23 protein-coding genes and 1 tRNA gene are annotated in these 25,058 nt (G+C 61.3%); 10 read left to right on the forward strand and 14 right to left on the reverse strand.

From position 1 onward, the window contains the following. The first annotated feature begins 42 nt into the window (after nt 1-42). A complete protein-coding gene (locus Q0X23_RS12500) occupies nt 43-882 on the forward strand; it encodes a R2-like ligand-binding oxidase (RefSeq protein ID WP_297860593.1) in 840 nt (279 codons plus the stop codon). A gap of 123 nt (nt 883-1,005) precedes the next feature. Here Q0X23_RS12500 and Q0X23_RS12505 read toward each other — a convergent pair whose 3' ends face one another. Further along, nucleotides 1,006-1,539 (reverse strand): hypothetical protein, encoded by a 534-nt coding sequence (locus Q0X23_RS12505; RefSeq protein ID WP_297860594.1) that lies wholly within the window; start codon nt 1,537-1,539, stop codon nt 1,006-1,008. Next, the gene (gene ubiE, locus Q0X23_RS12510) at nt 1,536-2,300 is read right to left on the reverse strand and encodes a bifunctional demethylmenaquinone methyltransferase/2-methoxy-6-polyprenyl-1,4-benzoquinol methylase UbiE (protein ID WP_297860595.1); all 765 of its coding nucleotides are present in this window, start codon (nt 2,298-2,300) and stop codon (nt 1,536-1,538) included. Before ubiE ends, Q0X23_RS12505 begins: the two co-directional genes overlap by 4 nt. A gap of 170 nt (nt 2,301-2,470) precedes the next feature. On the opposite strand from ubiE, the gene Q0X23_RS12515 reads away from it, so the two are divergent. Continuing rightward, nucleotides 2,471-4,345, forward strand: coding sequence for an ABC transporter permease (locus Q0X23_RS12515; protein WP_297860596.1), 1,875 nt, complete (start codon nt 2,471-2,473; stop codon nt 4,343-4,345). A 4-nt stretch (nt 4,346-4,349) separates the two neighbouring features. Further along, entirely contained in the window at nt 4,350-5,261 is a 912-nt protein-coding gene (locus Q0X23_RS12520; RefSeq protein WP_297860597.1) for an ABC transporter permease, read from the forward strand. Nucleotides 5,262-5,291: 30 nt separating this feature from the next. Here Q0X23_RS12520 and Q0X23_RS12525 read toward each other — a convergent pair whose 3' ends face one another. From Q0X23_RS12525 to Q0X23_RS12545, 5 genes are all read right to left on the reverse strand, one after another. Beyond that, on the reverse strand, nt 5,292-5,906 hold the full coding sequence (locus Q0X23_RS12525) for a hypothetical protein (RefSeq protein WP_297860598.1): 615 nt from the start codon (nt 5,904-5,906) through the stop codon (nt 5,292-5,294). Between the two features lie 194 nt (nt 5,907-6,100). Next, a complete protein-coding gene (locus Q0X23_RS12530) occupies nt 6,101-6,883 on the reverse strand; it encodes a regulatory iron-sulfur-containing complex subunit RicT (RefSeq protein ID WP_297860599.1) in 783 nt (260 codons plus the stop codon). A 235-nt stretch (nt 6,884-7,118) separates the two neighbouring features. Next, a complete protein-coding gene (locus Q0X23_RS12535; RefSeq protein WP_297860600.1) occupies nt 7,119-7,997 on the reverse strand; it encodes a hypothetical protein in 879 nt (292 codons plus the stop codon). A 136-nt stretch (nt 7,998-8,133) separates the two neighbouring features. After that, a complete protein-coding gene (locus Q0X23_RS12540; RefSeq protein ID WP_297860601.1) occupies nt 8,134-8,907 on the reverse strand; it encodes a metallophosphoesterase in 774 nt (257 codons plus the stop codon). Between the two features lie 297 nt (nt 8,908-9,204). Beyond that, nucleotides 9,205-10,776: an AMP-binding protein gene (locus Q0X23_RS12545; protein ID WP_297860602.1), complete on the reverse strand. Its 1,572-nt coding sequence runs from the start codon at nt 10,774-10,776 to the stop codon at nt 9,205-9,207. 40 nt (nt 10,777-10,816) lie between these two features. Between Q0X23_RS12545 and Q0X23_RS12550 the strand changes: the two genes are divergently transcribed. Together Q0X23_RS12550 and Q0X23_RS12555 are read left to right on the forward strand one after the other, a co-directional pair. Continuing rightward, nucleotides 10,817-11,407 (forward strand): hypothetical protein, encoded by a 591-nt coding sequence (locus tag Q0X23_RS12550; RefSeq protein WP_297860603.1) that lies wholly within the window; start codon nt 10,817-10,819, stop codon nt 11,405-11,407. 28 nt (nt 11,408-11,435) lie between these two features. Further along, complete coding sequence (locus tag Q0X23_RS12555) at nt 11,436-11,645, forward strand: hypothetical protein (protein WP_297860604.1); 210 nt, start codon at nt 11,436-11,438, stop codon at nt 11,643-11,645. A gap of 381 nt (nt 11,646-12,026) precedes the next feature. Here the strand turns inward: Q0X23_RS12555 and Q0X23_RS12560 are convergent, their stop codons facing one another. Beyond that, a complete protein-coding gene (locus Q0X23_RS12560) occupies nt 12,027-12,686 on the reverse strand; it encodes a hemolysin III family protein (RefSeq protein WP_297860605.1) in 660 nt (219 codons plus the stop codon). A 238-nt stretch (nt 12,687-12,924) separates the two neighbouring features. Here Q0X23_RS12560 and Q0X23_RS12565 point away from each other — a divergent pair, with 238 nt between their 5' ends. Continuing rightward, nucleotides 12,925-14,133 carry a sorbosone dehydrogenase family protein gene (locus Q0X23_RS12565; protein ID WP_297860606.1) on the forward strand — a complete coding sequence of 403 codons (1,209 nt, stop codon included), beginning with the start codon at nt 12,925-12,927 and terminating at the stop codon, nt 14,131-14,133. Between the two features lie 235 nt (nt 14,134-14,368). Here Q0X23_RS12565 and Q0X23_RS12570 read toward each other — a convergent pair whose 3' ends face one another. Beyond that, nucleotides 14,369-16,747, reverse strand: coding sequence for a glutamine--tRNA ligase/YqeY domain fusion protein (locus Q0X23_RS12570; protein ID WP_297860607.1), 2,379 nt, complete (start codon nt 16,745-16,747; stop codon nt 14,369-14,371). Between the two features lie 72 nt (nt 16,748-16,819). Beyond that, entirely contained in the window at nt 16,820-17,863 is a 1,044-nt protein-coding gene (locus tag Q0X23_RS12575; RefSeq protein ID WP_297860608.1) for a Gfo/Idh/MocA family protein, read from the reverse strand. 259 nt (nt 17,864-18,122) lie between these two features. Here Q0X23_RS12575 and Q0X23_RS12580 point away from each other — a divergent pair, with 259 nt between their 5' ends. From Q0X23_RS12580 to Q0X23_RS12590, 3 genes are read left to right on the forward strand one after another with little or no spacing between them, the layout of a single operon-like run. Continuing rightward, nucleotides 18,123-19,163, forward strand: coding sequence for an oxidoreductase (locus Q0X23_RS12580; protein WP_297860609.1), 1,041 nt, complete (start codon nt 18,123-18,125; stop codon nt 19,161-19,163). After that, a complete protein-coding gene (locus Q0X23_RS12585) occupies nt 19,160-19,651 on the forward strand; it encodes a heme-degrading domain-containing protein (protein WP_297860610.1) in 492 nt (163 codons plus the stop codon). Before Q0X23_RS12580 ends, Q0X23_RS12585 begins: the two co-directional genes overlap by 4 nt. Next, nucleotides 19,648-20,841, forward strand: a complete 1,194-nt coding sequence (locus Q0X23_RS12590; protein WP_297860611.1) for an aminotransferase class V-fold PLP-dependent enzyme — start codon at nt 19,648-19,650, stop codon at nt 20,839-20,841. The genes Q0X23_RS12585 and Q0X23_RS12590 overlap by 4 nt, the downstream gene beginning before the upstream one ends. Before the next feature lie 37 nt (nt 20,842-20,878). On the opposite strand, the gene Q0X23_RS12595 is transcribed toward Q0X23_RS12590, so the two are convergent. Further along, nucleotides 20,879-20,969 (reverse strand) — tRNA-Ser (locus Q0X23_RS12595). 88 nt (nt 20,970-21,057) lie between these two features. Between Q0X23_RS12595 and Q0X23_RS12600 the strand changes: the two genes are divergently transcribed. Further along, nucleotides 21,058-21,723, forward strand: coding sequence for a PIG-L deacetylase family protein (locus Q0X23_RS12600; RefSeq protein WP_297860612.1), 666 nt, complete (start codon nt 21,058-21,060; stop codon nt 21,721-21,723). Here Q0X23_RS12600 and Q0X23_RS12605 read toward each other — a convergent pair. From Q0X23_RS12605 to Q0X23_RS12615, 3 genes are all read right to left on the reverse strand, one after another. After that, entirely contained in the window at nt 21,626-22,957 is a 1,332-nt protein-coding gene (locus Q0X23_RS12605) for a chloride channel protein (protein ID WP_297860613.1), read from the reverse strand. The two genes, Q0X23_RS12600 and Q0X23_RS12605, sit on opposite strands and share 98 nt — an antisense overlap. 23 nt (nt 22,958-22,980) lie before the next feature. Continuing rightward, complete coding sequence (locus tag Q0X23_RS12610) at nt 22,981-24,030, reverse strand: amidohydrolase family protein (protein WP_297861221.1); 1,050 nt, start codon at nt 24,028-24,030, stop codon at nt 22,981-22,983. 189 nt (nt 24,031-24,219) lie between these two features. Then, nucleotides 24,220-25,053: a GNAT family N-acetyltransferase gene (locus Q0X23_RS12615; RefSeq protein WP_297860614.1), complete on the reverse strand. Its 834-nt coding sequence runs from the start codon at nt 25,051-25,053 to the stop codon at nt 24,220-24,222. Nucleotides 25,054-25,058 lie beyond the last annotated feature (5 nt).

The following is a 25,058-nucleotide window of genomic DNA, read 5'->3' on the forward strand; positions in this document are numbered from 1 at the left end:
TGCTTGCCTCAAGGGTGGTGGAGCGCCTGCTAGAATTCAGCTATGCGGCAATTAGCCACCAGCCAGCCTGCTCGGCTCGAGGACGATTTTGTTATCAGCCTGTACCACAAATCCAAGCGGAACTTCTGGAATCCGCAAGAACTTGATTTTAACCAGGATCGCCACGACTGGGCCTCTTTGAGCGAAGCCCAACAAAAAGTCCTGCTGCATCTTTCGGCGCTTTTTGTCGGTGGCGAAGAGGCGGTCACGCTGGACCTGGCCCCCTATTTGCTCCATGTCAGCCAGCAGAGCCGCTACGACGACGCCCTCTATGTGGCGACCTGGACCTTTGAGGAGGCCAAGCATGCCGAGTTCTTTGACCGCTTTCACCGCGAGGTGGTGGGGGGCGCACCTGAACTGGCACTGTTCCACGTCGAATCCTGGCAGCAAATCTTTTACCAGGCACTGCCGCAAGCCATGAACGCCCTCCAGACCGACCCCTCTCCTACAGCAGAGGTTCGGGCGCTCGGCACCTACAACCTGATTGTGGAAGGGGTGCTGGCCGAGACGGGCTATCGCGCTTACAAAGAGGTACTGGAAAAGGAAAACCTGATGCCGGGTTTGCGCAAGGGACTGGGCCATGTGCAGGCCGACGAGGGCCGCCACATTGCGTTTGGTCTGCATAACCTGAGCAAGCTATTGCATCGCCATGCGCAAACTAAAGAGGTGCTGGAAGATGTGCTGGCCGAGCTGATTCCGGCTGCGGTTGGAACTGTACAGGAGGTTTTTGCTGCCCACCAACCCATGCCCTTCGACATTTCCGAACAGGATTTTGTGGACTACGCGCTGCGGCAGATTCAGCACCGTACCGAGGTTTTAGAGCGGCCACTCAGTTCGGCCTGAATGGTGGTTTATCAGGAATAACCGCACTTCTGGCCACGACCTTTTACACCTGGCCCGCCAGCGCGCTCTCTCGAGCACACTGCGAAAGGCCCCAGACGGACAAAGCAATTCATCAGGACTCGTTCAAGCAAAGAGTCCTTGCAACAACGGCTGGCCTTTGGGAACTTTGAAAGCCAGGTATTCGTCTTGTAAGCGGAATAAAACCAGCAGATGTTGGGGCGTTTGCAAACGCATAAACAAGGGCAGGACATAGCGGGCCTCGCCCCGTTCGATACGGGTGTGGCCCAGGGTGTAGGCCATAAAGAAATCCTGATCACTTTGCATCAGGCTGGCGGTATAGAAAATCATCAAATCGGCTTCTTCCTTATCGGCTCGAGCCAGGGCTTCCCAGACCAGTTCCTGAGCCTGGTGGGCGGTCAGGTATTCGCCCTGCACCAGGCCCAACCGTCCATAAAAGGCAGCAGGAAACCGCTTAAACTCGTAGTAAAACCCTTCTGGACTATGCCACCAGCGAACAATTTCGTTCTCGCCGGGATTGCCCTGGGCGCTCTCGAGGGCATACTCGCGGGCCAGCGCCAGGGGCTTCAGGTCGGGAAACTCGCCGGACTCCATACCCTCGAGCAGTTGCCGCTGGGGGTCTATTTCAAATCCTGTCATGGCTGTTTACCTGAATGAAACTCCCCGCTACGGGTGATTAGCGAAGGTGAGGTCAAAACGGGCTTGTCTCCAGTATGCAGCGCGGTGATGCCCCCGGTGAAAAGCTGATAGCGGGTGCTAAAGCCTGCTTTACTCATCATATTTGCAAGGGTTGGAGGATCTGGGAAGCGTTCCACCGATTCTGGCAGGTAGCGGTAGGCCGAGGCACTGCCGGAAATTAACCCACCGATCAGCGGCAGGATGCGGGTGAAGTAGAACCGGTACAGGACCCCAAGGCCACTTTTAGGCGGTGGCGGAAACTCCAGAATGCACAGCCTTCCACCGGGCCTAATCACCCGGTACAGTTCGGCCAGCGCTCTGGGGTAGTCGGCAAAGTTGCGGAAGCCGAACGCGATGGTCACGGCATCGAAGTGCTCGTCGGGGAAGGGCAGCATAAGAGCATCGGCTTCCACAAAAGGAATCGAAAGCCCTGCTTTTTGGGCTTTTTGTCGGGCCAGCTCGAGCATCGGGGGCGCAAAATCGCCGCCAATCACCTCGGTCTGAGGTGCAACTTTCTTTAACAGCAAAGCAATATCACCGGTACCGGTAGCCAGGTCGAGGATGCGTCCTGGATTTTTCTCCAGGGCGGCCTTTACTGCGGCTACACGCCAGACCCGATCCACCCCTGCAGAAAGTATCCGGTTGAGCAGGTCGTAGCGTGGGGCAATCTCGGAAAACATTTTTTGAATGGCCTGGGCTTTGGCCTCGGTAGCGTTTTGCACTCACAAAGTTTAGCACTGTGGAAGTTGGGTGGATTGGAGTGGACTGCAAAGTCGGGGGGTTGAAACGTGGTCCGAATTTGATAATCAATGCAAGTGGCGATGACAATTGCCTAGCCTGCGAACTACTACCCAAATGGTGCTCGCGGTGTAGAATCCGCTCTGAGGAACTTATGAGTCGGTATTGGTTTTTGATGGTGGGGGGGCTGGTGCTGTTGATCATGATCCTGGCTCCCTGGGCAGTTCCGCTACGGGAGTTCGACGGTACGGGCTACCTGCTCAATCCGCTGGGGGTCATGAATCCCAAGGGCCTAACCCTGCCGGAAGGTCTGACCTTCAACTGGCTTGGGGTTGCTTTTGGTTTGTGGATCCTGCTGCTGCTGGCAGCCAGCGCGGCGCTATTTGTGCCCAATGCAGAAACCAGGGCTCGAGTGCTTTATATCCTGGGTGGCATTGGTATAGCTATTTTTGCCATTGAGGCGCTTCTTTTTTACCAGGCGATCAATACTTTAAACGATGCGGCTGTTGCTGCTGGGGCACGTCGCCCACCCCTGCGGCGATTTGCGCTATCGCTGGGTATCTATGCTGGATTTTTCTACTCTCTGGGGCTGCTGTTATTGGCCCGAATGCAGCTACCGGGCGGCCTGGCCTTCCTGGTGCGTTTTCGGGGCGTGGTGGTGCCCATCGTTTCGCTGTTGCTGGCGGTGGTGATAGGGGCAGTGGTAGTGGCCATTCTGCGGCCCGGTCTGGGTACCCAAGGGGTAGAAGGGCTGGGGCTGCGTGAGCTGATTGCAGGGAAACTTGATCTGGTGACCTATACTTTCCAGATTTTGTTCAGCCCTATCCTGAACGTGACCGGCATCTTTACCAGCCTGGGCTTTGCCACCCCCCTTATTTTTACCGGCCTTGCGGTAGCCTTTGGGTTCCGTGCTGGGATGTTTAATATCGGCGCGCCCGGCCAGCTTACGATGGGTGCGCTCTTTGCCATGTTGGCGGGTGTGTATCTGCCGCTGCCGGGCTGGTTGTTGCTACCTGTGGCCATCGCAGCAGCAGCGTTGGGAGGGGCCTTGTGGGGGGGTATTGTGGGCTGGCTCAAGGCCCGCTTTGGCGCCAACGAGGTCATCAATACCATCATGATGAACTACATTGCGGCCTCGGTGCTGCTGTTCATGATTGCTGCCAACGAGTACCGCTTTTTTGGACAAACCGTGCGCCTGCCCTTCAAAGCCGAGGGTTTTGAGGGGCGCAGTGAGGAAATGCAAGAAGGGGCCCGAATCCCCTTGATGATCAATATCATCGCGCCCAATGGCACTTTTTCTTGGGCCCTGCCGCTTGCAGTGATAGCCAGCCTGGGGGTTTATTACGCTCTAAGGCGATTAGATTTGGGAAGGCGTTTGCTGTTTTCGCTGGGTGCGCTGGTGCTGGGGTTTGTGGTGGGGGGTTTTTTGCCCGGTTTTCCGGTCACCATCAGTTCGGCGCTGGCCTCGCAGTTGCTCAACGGTTCGTTCTTGATTGCCGTTCTTGCACTGCTGTTTTACAACTTCTACCTGTTCCGCACCTCGGCCGGTTACGAGCTACGGGCTACCGGTCTGGCACCTAAAGCCGCCGAATATGCAGGGGTTAACCTGAGGCGAAAAATGATTCTGGCCATGGTGATTTCCGGTGCGCTGGCCGGCCTGGCCGCCACGCACTATGTGCTGGGGGCCGGTATGGACGGCACCTATCGGCTCAAGACCGCCATTCCCTCGAGCGTAGGTTTCGACGGCATCGCGGTGGCCCTGATGGGCCAGAACATGCCCCTGGGCATCTTTCTCTCGGCCACCCTGTTTGGGGTACTGCTGGCCGGCGGGGTCTCGCTGAACGCGCAACTCGGTATCAGCAACCAGATTATCCAGGTCTTGCAGGCCCTGATTATCCTTTTTATCGCGGTAGGAGGGTTGCTGCCCCGCTACTTTACCGATCCCCTGCGGGCAGCCCAGGTGGAAACCGAGGCCAAAGCCGAACAGGAGGCCCGCCAGGCCAAGTCCGCACCGGCGGCAGGAGACTAACCGTATGGAAATCGTCATTGCGCTTTTCTTCTCAACCCTGCGGCAAGCCGCCCCACTTTTGCTGACCTCGCTGGGCGGACTGTTCTCCGAGCGCAGCGGGGTGGTGAATATCGCCCTCGAGGGCATGATTCTGTTCGGCGCGGCGGCAGCAGCCATTACGGTCAACCGCATCGAGGTGGCTACAGGGGGCCTCGAGGCTTTCTGGATTCCCTGGGTGGGGTTGCTGGCTGGGGCCACAGTAGGCGGCCTGGTGGGTCTGGTTCATGCCGTTGCCTCCATCAAGTACCGCGCCGATCAGATTGTCTCCGGTACCGCCATCAACATTGCGGCCCTGGGGGCGCCCTCGATTGTCTTGCAGGTGCTCTACAACAACACCTCCACTTCCAAGGAAGTGCAGAACCGGCTGCCCAATGTAGATCTGGGGCCTAGCAGCGTTTCTATTCTGGTAATTTTGGCCTTTTTGCTGGTGCCGGTGGTCTGGTGGGTGTTGTTCAAAACCCCCTGGGGCTTGCGTTTGCGGGCGGTGGGCGAGCACCCCGAAGCAGCCGAGACCATGGGGGTCAACGTGATTCGTATGCGCTACACCGCTGTAATTTTGTCGGGGGTGCTGGCCGGGATTGCCGGTGCATATCTCTCGATTGGGTTCCTCAACCAGTTCATTCGGGCCATGAGCGCTGGGGCCGGTTTTATTGCCCTGGCTGCGCTCATTTTTGGTAAGTGGCATCCGTTTGGGGTGCTGGGGGCTACCTTGTTGTTTGGCTTTGCCCAGGCCCTGGCCATCCAGCTTCAAGGTGGGGATATTTTGCCGGCCACCATCGTGCAAGCCCTGCCCTTCATCCTGACCATGCTGGTGCTGGCAGGCTTTATCGGGCGGAGCCGTCCGCCGGCGGCGGTGGGCAAACCCTACGATAAATAGGGCAGAGGGATCAGGGGTAATGTGCGGGCCCTATGGCTCGAAGGCCCGGGTGGGCACCAGTTGCACGTACGCTACCGCCCGGGCAACCGTGGAGAAACCCAGCAGGAGCAGGTACATGGCGACCTGGAAGGGTAGCCAGGTGGACAGGGTCGAGACCAGCACGAGCGACTCGAGGACGGCAATCAGCAGGAGGTGGTTCAAAAGCCCTCCCTGTTGCATCAAATCCCAGCCCTTGCGAATCGCTTTGGGCCAGGTCTGGTCGTCGTCGACCATAATTTGAAAGGTATAAAACCACAGCAGGTTGATGGCGGCCAGACCCAAATACCCCAGCAAAGAAGCCAGCAGGGCGTTCGGCACAGCAACAGGGAGGCCCACCACAAACGCCGCCAGGGCGCTGGCCACAAATACGATGCCGGCCACGATGTTGTGTGCGGTGGTGTTGCCCCAGAGGGCTTCGGGGTTCCACACGCCGGTACGGGCATACCTCATCAGCACGGTGTAGATGCCTACCTGCATGGGCCCGGCCATCAGGCCAAGGGTAAAAACGCTGACCAGCAGGGCCTGCACCAGCAACCACACAATGCCCACGGGGTGCTGGGCCAAAAGCCCGAAGCTATGGGTAAGTACCCGACCGACATTAAGCACCCTGCACCTCCGGCCATCCGATAGGTATTGGGTTGCCTGGGTCTGTTGTAGCGGGCATGGTCGCACCAAGTCTAGCAAAGCATCGGCATTTCAAGACACGACCTGGTGGGTTGGCGTCATGGGCAGGTCTGTCTGTCCAGGTAAATCGGCGGCTGGGCACATTTTCAGCCAGCCTGAAGAAATTGCAGAAGGTTCTATCGCTCCTGCTTAAGTTCACTCTTGTGTACCGTTACCCAGCTGCCTTCCTCGGTAATCAGATCCACAGTTCCGGCCAGGGGGTTGAGCTTGGCGACCTTGCCGCAGGTGCCCTGGATGCTACAGGCTTTAGAATTCTTTCGGGGCAGGTCGGCCAGAAGCTCCTGGTAGTGTTCGTGTTCGTACTGCAAGCAACACAGCAGGCGCCCACAGGGCCCTGAGATTTTTTCCGGGGAGAGGGGAAGCTGCTGGTCGCGGGCCATCTTGATGGAGACCTGGGCAAAGTCCTGGAGCCAGCTCGAGCAGCACGACTCCATTCCGCAGGCCCCCAGGGTGCCCAGGTAGGCGGTCTGGTCGCGGGGGCCCAGGGCAATGAACTCCACTCGAGCCCCCGCCAGCTTGTTCAGTTCGTTGACCCAGCGCCGCAGGTCTATGCGCTCCTCGGCGGAGTAGTGCACCGAGATGTGGTTGCCGTCCAGGGTGAACTCGCAGCCCAGCACTTTGGCCCGGATGCCCTCGCGGCGCAGGCGGGCTTTGAGCCACCACTGTACCTCTTCGCCGCGGGTTTTCAGGTTGGCATGGTTATCCAGGTCTTCTGGGGTAGCGACGCGCACCACTTCGCCCACAGCGTTGCCCAGGTGGGGTTCAGTGCGCACCTTGGCGAGTTCTAGCCCCCGTGCGGTTCGCACCACCACCCAGCTACCGACCGGAGGGGGCAGGTCGCTATACTTGTAGTCGTAAATTTTGGGGCCATGCGTGAATCGCACGCCAACACATTCCATGAAAACCTCCTAAAAGGGCCAGCCGCCTGTGGCCCGCGAGTCGTCATAATACCGGATTCAAAAAGATAGTCACTTAAACCAAAAAACCAGAGGCTATCTTTTTGAATCCTAGAGCACTCCTTTCAGTCGGGTTAGTTCGTCACTGAACAGTGACGAACTAACCGAATCTGGTATAAGACGGATTGCGCAGCCCATGCAATCCGAGTCTAGAGTAAAGCAGATTGACTCTAGAAATCTAGAGCCGCACCAGCTTGAGGGCCAGCCAGGTCTGGACCAGATCCTCACTCACATAAGCGGAAAGGGCGTCCTGGGTGCGGCTTAGAGCCTCGAGGGCCTCTTTGTGGGCCGGGCTTTCCATTTGAAGCTGTCCCAGCCGCCGACCCAGGTAGGGGAGGGCATCGTCCGCCTCCAGTAGAAGCTTCAGGGCCTCTAGGGTGGGGGCAGGCCCGGCCCGCATGGCTTCCAGTACCCCCTGGACACGGCTTTCGAGCCGGGCAAACTCGGCGGGATGCTCCAGCGCCCAGCGCACTTTACCCGGCGACCCCTGAGCAAACGCCAGTACCTCGGGGTCGGTGGTCAGGGTGCGAAGCTCGGCCTCGGGCAAAGGGGAGAAACCGACCTCGAGGCTCCGGCTGGCCAGGGTGGGCAGCACCAGCTCGCGGCTGGGGGCCACCAGAATCAACCGGGCAAAAGCCGGGGGCTCTTCCAGCACCTTCAGCAGGGCATTGGCGGCAGACTCCCCCAGCCAGTGCGCCCCATCAATGACCGCAACCTTGGTCTTGAAGCGGGGGTAGGTGGCGATCCAGTCCAGCAAGCTGGTTTCCTCGCTGCCCTCGCGGGGTGCAATTTGCTCGAGGCGGATTTGCAGAAGGCGGGCTTTTCTGCCGGTCTTGGTCTCGGTCTGGGGGGCAATTTCCAGGTAGTCGGCGTGGGGCTCGAGGCGGCAAGAGGCACAGCGACCACAGGGCGGAAACCCCCCTTCGCAGTTGAGCCCCGCGGCAAACCACCTCGCTACCGTCCGGCGCCCCACCCCTTCCGGGCCGGTAAAGAGCAAGGTTTGCGCCTGCAGCCTGGGCAATAGCTCGAGAATTCTTTGATGGCCGAGGATTTGCATGGCTGTTTGTCTAAGAAGATAAAAAACAGTATAGGTATGCCATTGGACGGGTCAGACCATCATCTTGCGGTTGCTTTCGGCCTTCGGCTTTGAGTTTTGGGCCGCACTAGGGCACAATTTTAGAGGCACTTTTCCGCTACTTTCCGAGCACCAGCCGCTCGTAGAGCCACATGGGGAACTGCTCGTGGTGCAGGCGTGCTAGCACGTGCTCGAGGTTGTACTTGGCGCGGAAGAACTCCACGGTGTCTTCTTCGGGATCCCAGATGGCGTAGGCCGCTCCGGTCACGCCGTCCCGGGGCTGGCCGGTGGAGCCGGGGTTGATGATGGCCCTGGCCTTGGGCGCCACGATGAGCTCGCCGCCGTTGGCGTAGCGCTGGTAGCGTACCCAACGCCCCTGGGGGGTGCTGACATCGGCGGTGGTGGCCTGGCCGCGCACGGTGGTGCTTTCCAGGCTCAGGTAGCTACCGGCCAGGTGGGTGTGCCCGTGGAAAATCCAGCGGTGGCTCACCCGGTTGAACACCTCCCGGGCCTGCTCCACCTCTTCCAGGTAGGCCAGCGGATCCAGCGGACTGCCGTGGACCAGCAGCGCACCCTCGACCTCTACGGTCCAGGGCAGCCTGGACAGATACTCGCGGTTCTCGGGGCTGATGCGCTCGGCTTGCCAGGACAAAATTTCCAGCACCGGCCCCTCAATCTGCATGGATTTGATTTCTAGCAGCCAGATGTCGTGGTTGCCCATTACGCCCTTAGCGTTCACCGAGCGCAACCAGTCCAGTACCCGGTTGACATCGGGGTAGTAGCCCACCGCATCGCCCAGAAAGAGTACCTGGTCGTAGCCCCAGGCTTCCTTGAGGACGGCCTCGAGGGCGGGCCAGTTGCCGTGAAGGTCAGACACAATCAGGTAGCGCACAACACCCCCATCATACCTAGCCTTTGTGGAAAAGCGTTGTGAAACCAGGAGGGCATACCAGGTCGAACAATTTTTTTCTCATCCCTTCACTTCATGCTAAGTGCGCCCACGTTAGATTTTTGTGGTGACGGTCTCGGTGAAAGAAGTGGCCGGTCTTTAAAGCGGCGCAGCTTATGGGCTCCCCTTTTCGGGTAGAGCAAATTCCTAACGTTGTTGTACTTAGCAGTACCCTCCCGATTAGGCGGGCCATTTTAAGCTGGGTAAGAAAATGTCCAGCCGGGTTGTTTAGGGTGCAGGTTACCCCCGGAGCTTGAAGCGCTGAATCTTGCCGGTGGTGGTGAGGGGTAGCTCGTCTACGAAGTGAATCTCCCGGGGGTAGGCATGGTGCCCTACCCGCCGGCGCACCTCCTCTTGCAGCGCCTGGGTCAGGGCCAGGGAGCCGGACTGCCCCTCGCGGAGCTTGACATGGGCCACAACGCGCTGACCGCGTTCGGCATCGGGCATTCCCACCACCGCCACCATGGCCACCGCCGGGTGATGCAGCAGGGCTTCCTCCACCTCGAAGGGGCTGATGCGATACCCGGCTGCCTTGATCAAGTCATCGGCGCGGGCCTTGAACCACAGGTAGCCTGCCGCGTCTTTGCTGCCCAGGTCGCCGGTTTTCAGGTAGGGGCCGACGTACTTTTGCTGGGTGGCCTGGGGGTTGTTCCAGTAACCCAGGAAGGCCACCGGGTCGGGTGTCCGCAGGGCGATTTCGCCCACTTCCCCAGGCGGGAGGGGCTGGCCGGCTTCGTCAATGATTTCGACCCGGTGCCCGGGGTAAGGCAGGCCCATCGAACCGGGGCGGATGGGGTCGGTGGTGTAGGAATTGCCGACCAGCAGATTGGCCTCGGTCTGCCCGTAGAACTCGTTGACCGGCAGGCCTAGGTTTTCCTGCACCCAGGCCAGAAGCTCGGCGCCCAGGGGTTCGCCCCCGGAGTGGATGCTTTGCAGGGTGGGCGGAGCCTTGAGCCGGCCCAGTTGCCGCAGCAGCTTAAGGGCGGTGGGGAAGAGGAAGGTGTGCGTGACGCCCTGATCGTGCAGCAGGTGCAGGGCTTCCTCGGGGTCAAAGCGCCGGGTGCGGTAGGCCACCACGGTGTAGCCGTGGGCCCAGGCGCAAAGGAGCACATTCAGCAAACCCCCAATCCAGGCCCAGTCCGCCGCCGACCAGTAGCGAGCTTCCTCACCTGGAAAGTTGCAAAAAAGCCGGAAGCCGGGCAGGTGGCCAATCAGGGTGCGGTGGGGCAGGAGCACGCCCTTGGGTTTGCCAGTGGTGCCGGAGGTGTAGATCAGGATGGCCGGGTCATCGGCCTGGGTAGGGTGGGTCTCGAAGCTGGGTTGAGCGGCTTGCAGCAAATCCAGAACTTGATCCTGGTAGATGACCCCGATTTCTGCGGGTAGGTTGGGGTTCAGGGCCTGCAGGGTACCCCGGTCGGCCATCAGCAGGCGGGCGCCGGAGTGCTCGAGGCGGTAGAGCAGGGCATCCTCGCCAAACAGCATCGAGAGCGGCAGGGCGATGGCCCCCGTTTTGTAGACGGCCAGGTGGGCCAGGGCGAGCTCGAGCGACTGCCCCATCAGGAGCCCTACCCGGTCGCCCGGCTGCAAACCGTGGGCCTGTAGCACGTTGGCCAGGCGGCTCGAGAGGGTGTCTAGCTCGGCGAAGGTGGTCTGTCGCCCCAGTTGCGGCTCGACGAGGCCGATGCGGCCAGGCGTTCGTTGGGCCGCTTTTTTTACGGTGGCGTCTGCAATGTTATACAAAGCCGGAACGTCCCAGCGAAATTGCTGGGCGAGCACCGCCCTGGGGGCTGGGTTAAACCTCAGGTTGTCCACCAGCGACAAATATACCTTTGAAGGGGGATATTCTGCTATTGTGCAAACCATCATGCGTCATACCGATTGGCTGGAATCCCTGCTGGCCGAACGCACCCGAACCTTCGTGGATGAGTTTGGCAGCTTTTATGCCTGGCTCGAGGGCTCGTATGGGGGCGATACCCTGCTGCTGTGGATGAGCAACTCCAAGGTGGAAGAGGTTGTGCCCCAGCTACCCAAACGCTTCAAGGGAAGAATTGTGCTGGGCCTCGACGTCTCCGAAGACCACATGGTTCCTTTTGCCAGGGCCCTGCACTGGGCCAACCCCCGCCGGGCGCTGGTGGTGTGTTCGGGTGAAGGAATAGGCATCGCCTACCCTGGCCGCAAGGAAGTGGCCGAGGGCGAGTGGGTGCCCTGGGATGACCCGCGCGAGGCCCGACAGCTCGAGGTGGCGCTCCGCCCCGAGTTTAGCTATTACGAACCAAGGGCCTACGCCCCCTGGGAAGCCCCCGCTCCGGCCCCGTTGCCCACCACCCTAGGGCCCCGGGTGGGGGCCGTGGGTTGGGAGCAGGGTATACCCACCTATGGCCTGGGTTTGGTAGGCTTAGATAAGAATCTCGAGGCCCTGCTGCGGGTGTGGCGTATGCACTAACCCGCAAGGCCCACAGGAGGAGAAAAACGTGCTGTTTGCCATCTTGTTCACCATCGGTTCGATTCTGGTCACCTGGCTTTTGTACCTGGCCCTGCGTCCCCGCGCCCTCGAGGTCGAAAGCGAGGGGGCCGATTTGCGCTACGTCGGCATGGCCCTGTTGCTGATTATCCTCACCGCGGCCACGGTGGCCTCGATGCTGATCCTGGGTAAGCTCGGACAAGCCAGCATCAGTTTTTAAGCTCCAGGCTAGCCCACCCAGACCCCCGGCCTGTGGCCGGGGCGTGTTCTTCCTGACCGGGTGTTGGGTACGGGTTTTTTTCTAACGAAGATCTTAACCTGTCCAGCACCGCGCCACCTTCAAAGAGGGCTGCTATCCTGGCCTGGGTTTTTCCGGGCTGCAGTTTTCTAGACGAAAAGACACCGTTCCGTTTTGAAACTCAGCTTAACCCCCGAGCATAACGCTCATCTGCACGCAGACCATCGAGGGCAGATTTACATCGGGTCAGCCTCGGTGCTCCTACGGCTGGGTTTGGCTTCACCGGCCTTGCCCTCAATATTCCGCCCGTCGCGCCCAAAACCTGCACAAAACCCCGCAGTATGCGGGATGATCTTATGGGCTTCAGGCCAGGTACATCGACAGCACTGCAAAATACATGCCCGTACTGCCGAGCAATACAAACACGTGCCAGAGGCCATGAAAACCCACCAGCCGGGGCAGCAGATTGGGCCATTTGGCGGCATAGACTAAGGCCCCCAGGCTATAGGCCACCCCGCCCGCAATCAGGAAGCCCAGCGCGAGGGGGTTCAGGGCCAGTTTGGGTAGCAGAAAGACCGAGAGCCAGCCCATGCCCAGGTAGGTCGCGGTATAAAGCCAGCGGGGCGCCTTGAGGGTGACCAGCTTGAGGCCCACCCCCAGCGCCGCCAGGCCCCAGACCAGGCCCAGGGCCCAGGGCCGCCAAGCGGGCTCCATGGCTTGCAACAGCACCGGGGTATAGGTTCCGGCGATGAATAAAAAAATGGCCGCATGGTCGAGCTTGCGCAGCCACAGCAAGGCCCGCTCCGAGACCCGCAGGGCGTGGTAGAGCGCGGAGGAGGTGTACATCAGGATCATGGTCAGGCCGAATACCAGTGCCCCCACGATTTTAGCGGCGTTGCCCTGGGTGAAAAACAGCAAGGCAACCATGCCAACCAGGCCCAACACTGCACCAGCCGCATGGGAATAGGTATTAAACGGCTCACGAACCGTAATGGTGAAAGAAAGACGAAAGCGATTTTTCATAATTTGGGGGAGATCGTTTTGTTCCATAATTTCAAGACGACTAATTTTTAGTGTAGCAGCAAAAACATGAGATAAGTACATTTAGTGCATCGCGTTTCCCAAGATTGCGCCGCACACGTTGAGCTGTGAGTATTCGTGAGATCTGCTCTCAAATACTCGAGGTCGGCCATTTGGTGGAGCACGAGGCATCATCTGGCGCTAATCGAATCGGCAGCAATTCTGCTAGCCTGAGCTTCAAATGACCCCCTTGTATCGGCTAGGCCTGGCGATTGTACTGGCAGCGGCCTGTGGCGCGTTTTTTGCTGCCAAGCCAGAGCCTGTAGCTGACGAAGCAGCCCGGCGCATTCGGCTGCCCCCAGGGTTTGCCATCCAGATTTTTGCCGAAGGCTTTGAGGGTGCCCCCCGCATGATGACGGTGGGACCCGATGGGCACCTTTACCTGACCCTGATGTACGGAGGCCAGGTGGTACGGCTGCCCGACCGCAACCGCGATGGCCGGGCCGATGGGGTCGAAGTGCTGGCTGGTAACCTCGAGCTACCCCATGGCCTCGAGTGGCACCAGGGCTGGCTTTATGTGGCTTTGAGCAACGCGGTCATTCGCATGCAACAAAAGGGAGCTACATGGCAGCGCGAAACGGTCGTTGCGGATATTCCGGGACCTTCTGGCCACTTCACCCGCACCCTGCACTTTGGCCCGGATGGCAAGCTCTACGTCTCGGTGGGTTCTGAGACCAACTTCGGCCCCGAGCGCGACCCCCGACGGGCGGCCATATTGCGTTATAACCCCGATGGCAGCATTCCCCAGGACAACCCTTTCGTGCGTGACCCCGACCTCCGCCGCCGGGCGGTCTGGGCCGAAGGGCTCAAGAACAGCGTAGACTTTACCTGGACGCCCCGCGGTTCGCTCTGGGCTACCCACAACGGCACCGATCACCTAGGGGACGACCTGCCCCCCGAAGAGGTGATTCTGGCGGTGCAACCGGGAGGTTTTCACGGCTGGCCCTACTGCTATACGCCCGGGCTGGGCCTGAACCTGAAGGCCGAACGCAGCGAGGTGCCCGACCCCCGCGCCGATGGCTTCGACTGCCGCAAGGCGGTTCCGGCGCTGTTTACGGCCCCGGCCCACTCGGCCCCGCTGGGCATGACCTGGGGTCTGAAGAGCCATTTTCCGCCGGATTACCGTAACAGCCTCTATATTGCCTACCACGGTTCGCTGGGGGTGCAAGACCCGAGGCACTACCGCGACTGCAAGATTGAGCGCTTCATTATTCAAAACGACCTTCCAGTGCGTTCGGAGGTATTTGCCACCGGCTGGCGGGAGCCAGGGCAGATGTGCCGCGATGCCTGGGGCCGCCCGGTGGGGCTGGTGGTTGGCTCCGATGGCGCGATGTATGTCTCCGACGCCAAGGGGGGGCGGGTTTATCGGATCTGGTACCGGGGCAAATAATACCAACTTTACCTGTAGAGTTAGCTTTGAGGGCCATCTCAAGCTCCCTCATCCAGCGACACCCCAGGTGCAGCCAATCGTGTTCCTATCGCTGTTTGTAAATAGCGCGGTCGGGGTGTCGCCACCTTCTCCCGCCAGGGGAGAAGGCAAGGGGTTGATGTGGATTTGGTATAAAGTGCAGAAGAGCAGGGTAGCAGCTTTTCCAGCGCCTTCCATAGCCTGGTGACACCTGGGTTTAGACCAGCTTTTGCCTTACCAGTTCCTGCACCAGTTGGGGATTGGCCTGCCCCTGGGTCTCGCGCATAATCTGGCCCACAAAAAAGCCCAGCAGGCCGGTCTTGCCGGCGCGGTAGGCGGCTACTTTGTCGGTGTTTTCGGCCAGGACTCGGTCCACGATGGCTTCCAGAGCAACCTTATCGCTGACCTGCCGCAGACCCTTTTGGCGAACGATCTCAACAGGGTCTGTACCGCTTTCCTGGGCTTCGGCCAGCACGTCCTTGGCGATGCGGGTGTTAATTTCACCCGCCTCCAAGAGCTTGACCAGGCCCACCAGCCCTGCGGGCGTGACCCTGCACGCACCTGTGCGGATGGCGGGGGCTAGGTCGTTGACCACCCAGTTGGCCAGTGCGGAAATGGGCGCCGACTGGCTAGCTAGCAACAGGAAGTCGGTTAGCCTGGGCTCGCGGGCCAGCACCAGCGCCTCGGCCTGGGGAATGCCCTGGGCCAGGAGGCTTTGCAGCATGGACTCTTGCTCGGGGGCCAGGTTGGCCCTGGGTGTTGGTGGGGCCGGGCTTTCGAACTTTTTCGGTCTGGATGCTTTGGGGCTGCCGGCTACGCGAGGTTCTTCGGTCTGCCTGGTGGATTGGCCCCAGGTATCTTTGAGCGTGACGATGCGGTTGAAGACCAGTGCGCCGGGTTTGGAGTCTATGGGGTCTTGCCAGAAGTAGCCGTTGCGCTCGAGCTGGTAGCGAGTGTCCCGGGGTTCTCGCAGCACGCTTCTCTCGATGTAGCCCTGCACTACCTCGAGGCTCTTGGGGTTGACAAAGCGCAGGAAGTCGTGGTCTTCGGGGGTTTCTGTCTCGTCCTCGAGCTCCTTGGCTTCGGCCTCGGGGTGCGGCACGGTAAAAAGCCGGTCATAAAGACGAAACTCGGCGGGCACGGCATCCAGGGCGCTAACCCAGTGAATCACCCCGGCGGCTTTAGCCTCCTCGGGCAGCAAAGTACACAGGAGCTCGGTAACCTGACCTGCCCCGTCGGTCTGGTAGCGGTCACAGCGGATTACCCCGGCCATCTTGAGCCGCACGGTTCCCCCCGGCGTCAGGCGCTTGAAGCCCTTGGGCGGGGTAATGGCAAAGTCGTCTTGCTCGATGAAGAGCTCCGGGGTAAGGGTCACGGTACGCATGGCCTCGGCGGGCAGCACCCGGCGACCATCGGGTAGGGGCACCAGGCCATCGGGCGACTCCTGGATGACGTCTTGGGGCCAGTACGGAAGAGCTATGGTTCGGGGCTCGGCCAGGTTGGTAAGCACCACCTTGAGGGGCCGCAATACCGCCATTACACGGGGGGCGGTGGTATTCAGGTCGTCGCGGATGGCCCCCTCGAGCAGGGCAATGTCCACCGTGCGGTTGGTGCGCGAGATGCCAACCTGCCCGGCAAACCGCCGGATGGCCTCGGGCCGCACCCCACGCCGTCGCTGGCCGGCCAGGGTCGGCATCCGGGGGTCGTCCCAGCCGCGCACATAACCCCCTTCGACCAGCTTCCTAAGCTTGCGCTTGGAGACCACGGTGTACTCCAGGCTCCGGCGGCCAAACTCGTACTGATGGGGGCGGGGGGTCTGGTGGAGGGGTGGCTCGCCCCAGAGGTGGTCCATCAGCCAGTCGTAGATGGCCCGGTTGTCCACGAACTCGAGGCTGCACAGGCTATGCGTCACCCCGTCCAGGGCATCGGTGGTGGCCTGGGCGAAGTCGTAAGAGGGGTAGATGCACCACGCTTTGCCGGTGCGGTAATGCTCGGCGTGCACAATCCGGTAGAGCACCGGGTCGCGCAGCTTCATGTTGGGGCTGCTGAGGTCTATCTTGGCCCTAAGCACGTGCTCGCCGTTGTGGAACTCCCCCGCCCGCATGCGGCGGAACAGCTCCAGGTTTTCCGCTACGCTGCGGTCACGGTAGGGGCTGGGGGTGCCGGGTTTATCCACCGTGCCGCGCAGGCGGGCCATCTCCTCGGGCGGGACGCTGTCCACGTAGGCCAAGCCCTTCTGGATGAGTTTTTCGGCCATCTGATAGAGGGCTTCAAAGTAGTTGGAGGCATAGCTGACCGCAGGCCCCCAGTCCCAGCCTAGCCAGCGCATATCGGCGATCAGTGCCTCGGCGTACTCGGCCCGCTCGGCCTCGGGGTTGGTGTCGTCCATGCGCAAACGGCACTCCCCCCCGTAGTCGTGCGCGATGCCAAAGTCGATGTAGCTGGCAATGGCGTGGCCGAGGTGGGCGTAGCCGTTGGGCTCAGGGGGAAAGCGGGTGACGATCCTGGAGTAACGACCCGCACGCAAGTCTTCATCGATAATCTCGGTGATGAAGTTGGGGGTTACTAAACGGGGTTTGTTCATTACCGTACTCATGCCAACATGCCAAGAATACACCGTCGGCAGGCCAGGCCCAAGGAAGCCTGTTCCAAATTGAACCTTCGTCTTTTATACCTTTACCCAGGTGTTCTCCTGGCAACTCTGCACGGCGGCGTCAATCACCTTTTGGGCGATGAGCCCATCCTCGAGGCTCGGGATGGGTTGCTGGTTCTGGGCGACGGCTTCCATGAAGCGCCGGGCCAGTTCCACAAACTGGAAATAACCCCACGAAGCGTCCAGATTGCGGCCCCGGAGGAACCCCGCATCCACAGGGACTTTCTGGTAGTGGCCGGGGCGCTGGGCCAGCTCGAGGGTGTAGCTGCTGCCCCGGCCCCACAGGGCGGGCGAGAGCTTAAGGGCACCCTTGCTGCCCTGGATTTCCAGCTCGAGCCGCTGGTCGGTCCCAATGTGCACCCTCGAGAGCGAAAAAGCCCCGCTAACCCCTCCCAGCCGGGCCAGCACCGCCCCTTCGTCCAGGTTGGTGACGGGGTCGGGCCGCTGGAAGTGGATGTGCCCCTGGGCCATGACCTGGGTGAACTCGAGGCCCGTCACCATCCGCACCAGATCAAAAAGATGGGCCCCCAGGTCGGCCACCGCGCCCCCGGCTCCCCCGGTTTCGGCCTTGGCCCGCCAGGGGGTGGGGCCCCCTGGGTCGCCCATGAAGCCGCCGTGGAAGTAGCCCCTCAGATAAAGCACCTCGCCAATCTCGCCGGTGCGCACTAGCTGCTGGGCCATCTCGGCGGCCAGGTCGCCCCGGCTGGTGAAGGCGGTCAGGCCGATGCGCCCAGAGGCCCTGGCAGCCTCCAGAATGGCCTGCCCCTCCGCTAAAGTACGGGCCAGGGGCTTATCCATGAAAAGGTGCTTGCCCGCCTGTAAAGCCTGGATGCCCAGCGGGGCATGGGTATGGTCGGCAGTGGAGATGGCCACCCCATCGCAGGCGGCCAGCAGGTCTTGATAGTGTTCAAAGGCGCTGCTGCCGAACTGCTCGGCCAGTTTTTGGGCGTGGGCCGGGGTACGGCTATAGATGCCCGCGATGGTGGCCCCTGCATCCCTGAAGGCGGGAAGGTGGGCAAAACCGGCCCACCAGCCTGCACCTACGATACCAATTCGCATAAGACGCTCCTTTCAGTCAAAACGGGCTACATATTCAGGCTATAGCAAAAAAGGGCAGAAAATCCCCCTTTTCCCTCAGAAGGCCCAGACCTGGAGGGAGATGGCCCAAGGGGGCTTCTTGCACGAGGGTCATCGCCACGATTCGTTGGTTTTTTGGACGGTAGCGGCGGGCTCGAGCAAGGCCAGCGGGTAGCCCAGCAGCTTCTAGAGACCTTGCAAAAGCCCTAGAATATCGGTAGCTTGTGCTTGGAGTGATACCTTGACCTTGCCCATCCATGTGGCCCTCATAGGTTACGGCATGGCCGGACAAGTCTTTCATGCCCCGGTGATTCAGGCTGTGCCGGGACTGCGCCTGGTGACCATCCAGAGCAGCCAGCCCCTGAAGGTGCAAGCCGACTGGCCCCAGGTCTGGATCAGCACAACCTTCGAGGAGGTTATCCAGACCCCCCAGATCGACCTGGTGGTGATTGCCACCCCCAACCACACCCACTTCGAACTGGCCTGGCGGGCCCTCGAGGCGGGCAAGCATGTGGTAGTGGATAAACCCTTTACCCTGCTGGCCCAGGAAGCCCGGGCCCTGGCCGAGCTGGCCCAGATGCAAAATCGACTGTTATCGGTTTTTCAGAACCGCCGCTGGGACGGCAACTTCCTATCCCTGCAAAGGATGCTAGAGGCCGGTACTTTGGGGGAGGTGGTCTACTTCGAGTCCCACTTCGACCGCTACCGCCCGGCGGTGCAGCCCCGCTGGCGTGAACAGGCTGGGCCGGGCAGCGGAATCTGGTACGACCTGGGGCCCCACCTGGCTGACCAGGCCCAGTTGCTTTTTGGTTGGCCCCAAGCGGTTTTTGCCGATATTGCTCCGCAAAGGCTCGGTGCCGAGGCCCCCGATTACTTTCACGTCCTGTTGCGCTACCCCAGGCTGCGGGTGGTGCTGCATGCCAGCGCCCTGGTACCTGGGGGTAGTCCGCGCTTTGTAGTACACGGCACCCAGGGCAGTTGGGTGTGTTATGGCCTCGATACGCAAGAAAAGTCCCTTCGGGAAGGCTCGCATCCGGGTGGGCCGAACTGGAGGCCGGTTGGGGGTGAGGCCTGGCTTTACCGACCCGGTCAGCCCTCCGAGCTGGTAGACGTGGAACCTGGCGATTACCGTCGCTACTACGCGGGAGTACGCGATGCCATCTGGGAGAAGGGGCCCAACCCGGTGCCGCCCGAGCAGGCCGTGCGGCTGATGGAGCTGCTCGAGGCCGCCATACAAAGCGCCGCAGAACGCCGGGAGATTTCCCTGGGGGTGGAAGAATGAACCTGGAACAAGACCTGAAGGTGCTTGCTGAACAGGAGGCCCGCCTGCGCTTCGAACAGTTCAATGCTGCGACCGCCTGGGTGTTGGGACAGCAACTCAAATTGGCGGCTGAGCAGCTCCATAGCGCCATTGCGATGGATATTAGCTTCTTTGGACAGCCGCTCTTTTTTTATGCCATGCCGGGCGCTACCCCCGACAACGCCGAATGGATACGGCGCAAGCGCAATGTGGTGCAGCGTTTTCACCGCAGCTCCTATGCGGTGGGCCTCATGCTGAAGCACAAAGAGGTCGGTCTCGAGGAGCGTGGCCTGGACGCGCGCGATTTTGCTGTCCACGGCGGTAGCTTTCCTATCTTTGTAAAAGGGGTGGGTTGCCTGGGGGCCATTACGGTCTCGGGGTTGCCGCAGCGCGAAGACCACGAGCTGGTGGTGGAGGTACTGGCCAACTACCTGGGTGTCCCCTACGAGGAGCTGGCCCTCGACCCATGAGCGGCATGGGTTCCATCCGCTTTGGTAGGGAGATGCTCCGGCACTGGCCGCTTGACCCAGCCATCACCTACCTCAACCACGGCACGGTGGGCGCCACCCCCAAAAAAGTTCTAGCCGAACAGCAAGCCCTGCGGGAGGAGATGGAGCGACAGCCCGCGCGTTTTTTGCTCCGGGAGCTGTCGGCCCTGTCGGGCGCCTCGAGTCGCCCGGTGCCCCGGTTGCGCGAAGCCGCCGAGGCGGTGGCCCGGTTTGTGGGCGCTAGAGGCCAGGATCTGGTGTTTGTCGACAACGCCACCACCGGGGTCAATGCGGTGCTGTGTTCCCTGGATTTGCGGCCAGGGGACGAAATTCTGATTACCAACCTGGCCTATGGCGCGGTGGCGAACGCAGCCCGCTTTGTGACCGAGCGGGCTGGGGCCCGCTTGGTGATGGTGGAGTTGCCATTTCCGCTCTCCAATCGGGCGCAAACTGTATCGGCTTTTGCAGAAGCCCTAACCCCCCGCACCCGTCTGGCCATCCTTGATCACATTACCTCCGAAACTGCCCTGGTGCTGCCGCTGGCCGAGATGGCGGCTTGCTGCCGGGCGGCTGGGATACCGGTGCTGGCTGATGGTGCCCATGCGCCGGGGGCCATACCGCTGGACATTCCCAGCCTGGGCGTGGACTACTACACCGGCAACCTGCACAAGTGGGCCCTGGCCCCCAAGGGCTGCGGATTTTTGTGGGCTGCCCCGGAACGTCAGCCAGACCTTCACCCGCCCGTAATTTCCTGGGGTCTGGGGCAGGGCTTCACCCAGGAGTTCGACTGGGTGGGCACCAAAGATCCCACACCTTATCTGTCCGCGCCAGCAGCCCTGGATTTGCTTCGGGAATGGGGCTTGGCGGCCATACGCGACTACAATCACCGCCTCGCCTGGCAAGCGGCCCTGATGCTCACAAGCCGATGGGGATTTGAACCTCCCGCGCCCGAGGCGATGGTCGGGTGTATGGTTACCGTGCCCCTGCCTGGGTCTTTGGGAAAAACCCGCGAGCAGGCAGCCCGGTTGCAGTACGCCCTCTTGTACGAGCACCGGCTCGAGGCCCCCATTCTGTGCCGGGATGAGCGCTTGTGGGTGCGGATCTCAGCCCAGGTCTATAACGAGCTCGAGGATATTGAGCGCCTGGCCCGTGCCGTCGAGAACTATCGGTAACTGGAAACGCCCGCAATGGCTCCTGCGGGCGTTTGGCTGGCGGAGTGGGAGGGATTCGAACCCTCGATACAGGAAACCCGTATACACGCTCTCCAGGCGTGCCCCTTCAACCACTCGGGCACCACTCCAGGATGTGCTGTACCTGCCAGAGCAGGCAAGCCTGAGTGTACAGGGCGGTATAAGGAGCGTCAAGCTGGGCTGCGTTATACTCTGGGCGTGCGTTTACTTGCTGTCTTTCCTCATCCCGACGACGAAATAGGGGTTTCCGGTACCCTGGCCAAGCACGTCTTGCGCGGCGACGCGGCCAAGATTCTCTGGCTCACCCGAGGGGAGCTGGCCAGCCAGTTTGGCGATACGCCCCCCGAAGAGGTAGCCCGCATCCGCGAGGGACACGGTCATGCGGTGGCTAAAATGATTGGCGCAGAGGCTGAGTTCCTAAATTTTGCCGACTCGAGCCTGACCGGTGGCCGCGAAGAGGCCCTGGCCATAGCTCGGGTGGTAGCGAGCTGGAAGCCTGATGTGGTGGTGACCTGGAACCCCCATGATGTGCACCCCGACCACCGGGCGGCCTACTGGGCCACCCTCTCGGCGCTCAAGTTTTGCCGCATTCCCAAACTGGTGGGCGAACCGTACCGCAAGCCCGTGCGCTTGCTGCACTACTACCGCAGCGATATTCCAAGACCTGTGGTCTATGTGGACGTGGGTGAAGAGGGTCAGGCGGTAGCCGACCGGGTCTTTGGCTTTTATCGCGACTTCTACCAATGGGAGTACAGCCTGGAGGCATTCAGGGCGAATCGCTCGAGGCTGGGGGCTGAGGTTTCAGTAAAGTTTGCGGAGCGTTTTCAGGCAGAGGCTCCGCTGGCTCATCCTTTTCTGGGTTGAGCTCTTCCACTTCAAAGCTACCCCGTGGGCTGGTGAAGGTATAGGCAGCAAAAGCGGCAATGAGGGTCAGGGGTAGCAGGCTATAACCCCCAATTTCACCTGCCAGCACCACCGCTGCAAAGGGTGCGCGGGCGATGCCTGCTAACAGGGAGGCCATGCCCACCAGGGCGGCGGTTTCGGGAGAGGGTGCGATGGAGGTAAAAATCTGGCCCAGCAGCTGCGCCAGAATTAGCCCGCTAAGGCCGCCCAGGGTTAGGGCCGGGGTGAGCTGCCCGCCGTAGGCCCTTACGCCGCCACCCAGAATCAGCAAGGCGAGCTGCACCAGGAAGAGCAACCCCAGGAAAGGCAACGTCAGAATAGGAGACGTGCCAAGCTGAACCCAGGGCAGTCCGCTACCGATGGCCTCCGGCATCAAAAGCAAGACCCCCGCCAGCACCAGCCCGAAGAGGGCATGGCGTACCCCGAAGGTGAGACGCCGCAAAAAGCGTTGTAGAAACCGCTCGGCCTCGAGCCACAGGGTGCCCACTCCAGCACACACCAGACCAATCGCCAGGCCAAAGAAAAGCTGCGGCCACTCCAGCGGCCCCGGGGGCAACTCGAGCAGCGGTCCATACCCGTGAAAAAGCCCGTAAACCGTAAATCCGGCCAGGGCTCCAATCAGTGCTGGAGCCAGAGCACCGACCTCGAGAGCCAACCCCCGGTAGACAATCTCGCTGGCCAGGAGTGCGCCGGCCATGGGCGCATGGAAGGCCGAGGCAAACCCCGCCGCCATGCCCGCAAAGGGCAGAAACCGACTCGACTCGCCCAGCGGGATGCGCCGCCCCATCACGCTGCCAACCCACAGGCCCAGCGCGGCCATGGGCCCCTCGCGGCCCAGGGGGGAACCCGCGCCAAGCTGTACCAGCGAACCGATGATGCCCCGAAAATACTCGCTGGCCCGTACCGGGCGCCCCGCGCGGTAGGCTGCCAAAAGCCAGCCCAGCCCCCGGCCCGAGCCCAGGTAGCTCGAGGCGGCGAACACCAGCGGCAACAACAAGGCCAGCCACCAGAAGGCAGGCCCGCGAAAAATCTGGGAAAGGCCGCCCTCGCCCGGCAGGCCGGGGGGCAGGTAACCCAGGGTTTCGCCCAGCAGATAGCGCTCGATTACCCCCAGCACGAACACAAACCCGGCGGCAAAAACCCCGGTCAGGGCCCCCACAAAAGCGCTGTACAGGATAAGCGCACCGATCTGCATAAAAATCCCGGCACAACGGCCGACTACCAGGATTGTACTTGGGAAACCGGCGTTCCGCGGGTGATGCGGGGTGCTTCCAGCCCCAGCACCCGGTAACCGTTGCGCGTAGCAGCCCGCACCAGTACCCGGGGGTCTACCCGCTCCCACAAAAAGAGTGCCTCGTTTCGCACGTCCAGGTCAGGGCTGCTGCTGCGCGAGTCGGTACCCAGGGCGGGCTCGAGGCGATGTTTGAGGTACAGTGCCCAGGGCATCTGGCCGCAGGCCAGGCCCTCGTTGCTGCGCGGACAGGCGACCACCTTCGTACCCGACTGGGCCAGCATCTGCACCTCTTCTTCGTCCACCCGCACCCCATGCACCACCGTCAGGTGCGGCCCCAGCACCCCGAGTTCGGCCAGGTAGCGCACGGGCGTGAGGCCGGGGGGGTTCTCGTAGGCCGCAAATCCATACTGCAACGGAATTTCCTGCAAAGGGCCGGTGCCCTGGGTCATCAGTAGGGTTTCATCGGGGCTTTCGGCCACGTGCATTTGCAGGGGGAAGCCCTCGAGCCGGGCAATCTCGACCAGCTTTTTGAGCAGGGCCGGGCTCACGTTGTAAGGTGTGTGCGGTGAAAGCCCCACCCTGACGGCGCCGTTTCGTTTGCGCCACTTCGTCAAGCGATGGGCAACCCGGCGGGCTACTTCGTCGGCCTGGGCTGGGTTGCGCTGGATGACCTCGAGGTAAGCCACCCCAGGCAGGGGGCTATGCTCCAGCAGCCACTCCACAATTTCGGGCCTGTATACGATGTCCCCAAACCCCCCCACGCGCAAGGTTTGAAGCTCGTTCAGACCCTGTAAGGCTGCCTCCTCGGTGCGCTTTGAACCGTGGTCAATCACGTGCTTGATGAAGTCGGTGTAGCTGCCGCGAAAATAGGGAACCGCGGTCAGATCCAGGTGGGTATGGGCGTTGACCACCGGCGGCGTGAGGGCTTTGCCCTTATGAACGAGGGGTGCTTGGGGATAGGTTTTTCGCAAATCGGTCAGGGGGCCTGTGGCCGCGATGTGCTGGCCCACCACCACCAGGCCGCCATTTAGCATGGGCGTACCGAAACCGACGTAGACCACCTCGGCAGTCCAGATTTCAGGTGCAAGAATCAGGGTTTCCTCCCGTGTGTCCAAGGCTAAAGGCTCCAGGCCAAAAGCTCAAAAAAGCCGATGGTCAATGGTCTGCGACCGAGTATTCGCGGAATCTGCAGCATGAGCAGCGCCCGACCAACCCCTTCGCTATCAGCCCATCCGCTCCAGCACATAGCGGTTGGGGCCGCGCAGAAAGTCTATGGCATGGTAGCCCTGGGCGAAGTAGTGCCCGAACAGTTCTCGGCTGTGCAAGCGCCACTGGTTGGCCAGGCCTGGGTCGGTCTTTAAAATGTGCCCCCAATCCTGGGGGATTTGCACCAGAATCTGCCGTTCGGACAGATCCAGATGGAGCCCGACCGGTTTTTGCTGCTCCACCACATTGGCCTGCCGCAGACCCTCTATGCTGGGGGCCGGTGGCGGCGCGTAGATGCGGCTGAACACCCGGGGGGAACGCAGCTCCCAGACCGCGTAGGCCCGGTCTGAAGGTGCGCCAGCGTTGATGCCGCCCATGGCACCATAGCAGTTGGGGATGTAGCGATTGAAGGTTGCACCCAGCTTGCGCAGGTTGAAATGGGCGTTCAGGCTGCGCAGAGGGTCGAAGGTCCAGACCACCCGCTCGTAGCCCCTGCTGAGGGCCCAGTCACGCTGGTAGCGCTTGAGCAACAGACCAATCTGGCTGCCCTGGTACTCCGGCAGCACCCCGGCCATGTGCGAGTGGTGTTCGGTGGGGCGGTTGGTGGGGAAGCCGAAGATGAAACCCACCAAAACCGCATTCTCAGCCACCCCTTTCTCCCTCGAGGGGGAAAAGGGGTTGGGGGATTGGGGGTGAAGGTAGGCCCCTGCCAGCAAGGCCCCTTCGTGGATCAGGGCCATCAGGGTTCCGCTGCGAAGGATGTCGCTGGGGTCGTTCCAGATGGCTTGCTCGAGCCGGGGAATTTCGGCTATCTCCTCGGGTTCGTGCAGTTCGCGAATTACCAGGTTCATAACGG

The sequence above is a fragment of the Meiothermus sp. genome, from assembly GCF_026004115.1.
GTDB lineage: Bacteria > Deinococcota > Deinococci > Deinococcales > Thermaceae > Meiothermus.

Coding starts and splice junctions, on each gene's coding strand:
- Q0X23_RS12500 (WP_297860593.1), top strand. CDS start 43: ATGCGGCAATTAGCCACCAGCCAGCCTGCTCGGCTCGAGGACGATTTT.
- Q0X23_RS12505 (WP_297860594.1), bottom strand. CDS start 1,539: ATGACAGGATTTGAAATAGACCCCCAGCGGCAACTGCTCGAGGGTATG.
- Q0X23_RS12515 (WP_297860596.1), top strand. CDS start 2,471: ATGAGTCGGTATTGGTTTTTGATGGTGGGGGGGCTGGTGCTGTTGATC.
- Q0X23_RS12520 (WP_297860597.1), top strand. CDS start 4,350: ATGGAAATCGTCATTGCGCTTTTCTTCTCAACCCTGCGGCAAGCCGCC.
- Q0X23_RS12530 (WP_297860599.1), bottom strand. CDS start 6,883: ATGGAATGTGTTGGCGTGCGATTCACGCATGGCCCCAAAATTTACGAC.
- Q0X23_RS12535 (WP_297860600.1), bottom strand. CDS start 7,997: ATGCAAATCCTCGGCCATCAAAGAATTCTCGAGCTATTGCCCAGGCTG.
- Q0X23_RS12560 (WP_297860605.1), bottom strand. CDS start 12,686: ATGAAAAATCGCTTTCGTCTTTCTTTCACCATTACGGTTCGTGAGCCG.
- Q0X23_RS12565 (WP_297860606.1), top strand. CDS start 12,925: ATGACCCCCTTGTATCGGCTAGGCCTGGCGATTGTACTGGCAGCGGCC.
- Q0X23_RS12570 (WP_297860607.1), bottom strand. CDS start 16,747: ATGAGTACGGTAATGAACAAACCCCGTTTAGTAACCCCCAACTTCATC.
- Q0X23_RS12575 (WP_297860608.1), bottom strand. CDS start 17,863: ATGCGAATTGGTATCGTAGGTGCAGGCTGGTGGGCCGGTTTTGCCCAC.
- Q0X23_RS12585 (WP_297860610.1), top strand. CDS start 19,160: ATGAACCTGGAACAAGACCTGAAGGTGCTTGCTGAACAGGAGGCCCGC.
- Q0X23_RS12590 (WP_297860611.1), top strand. CDS start 19,648: ATGAGCGGCATGGGTTCCATCCGCTTTGGTAGGGAGATGCTCCGGCAC.
- Q0X23_RS12605 (WP_297860613.1), bottom strand. CDS start 22,957: ATGCAGATCGGTGCGCTTATCCTGTACAGCGCTTTTGTGGGGGCCCTG.
- Q0X23_RS12610 (WP_297861221.1), bottom strand. CDS start 24,030: ATGCTAAATGGCGGCCTGGTGGTGGTGGGCCAGCACATCGCGGCCACA.
- Q0X23_RS12615 (WP_297860614.1), bottom strand. CDS start 25,053: ATGAACCTGGTAATTCGCGAACTGCACGAACCCGAGGAGATAGCCGAA.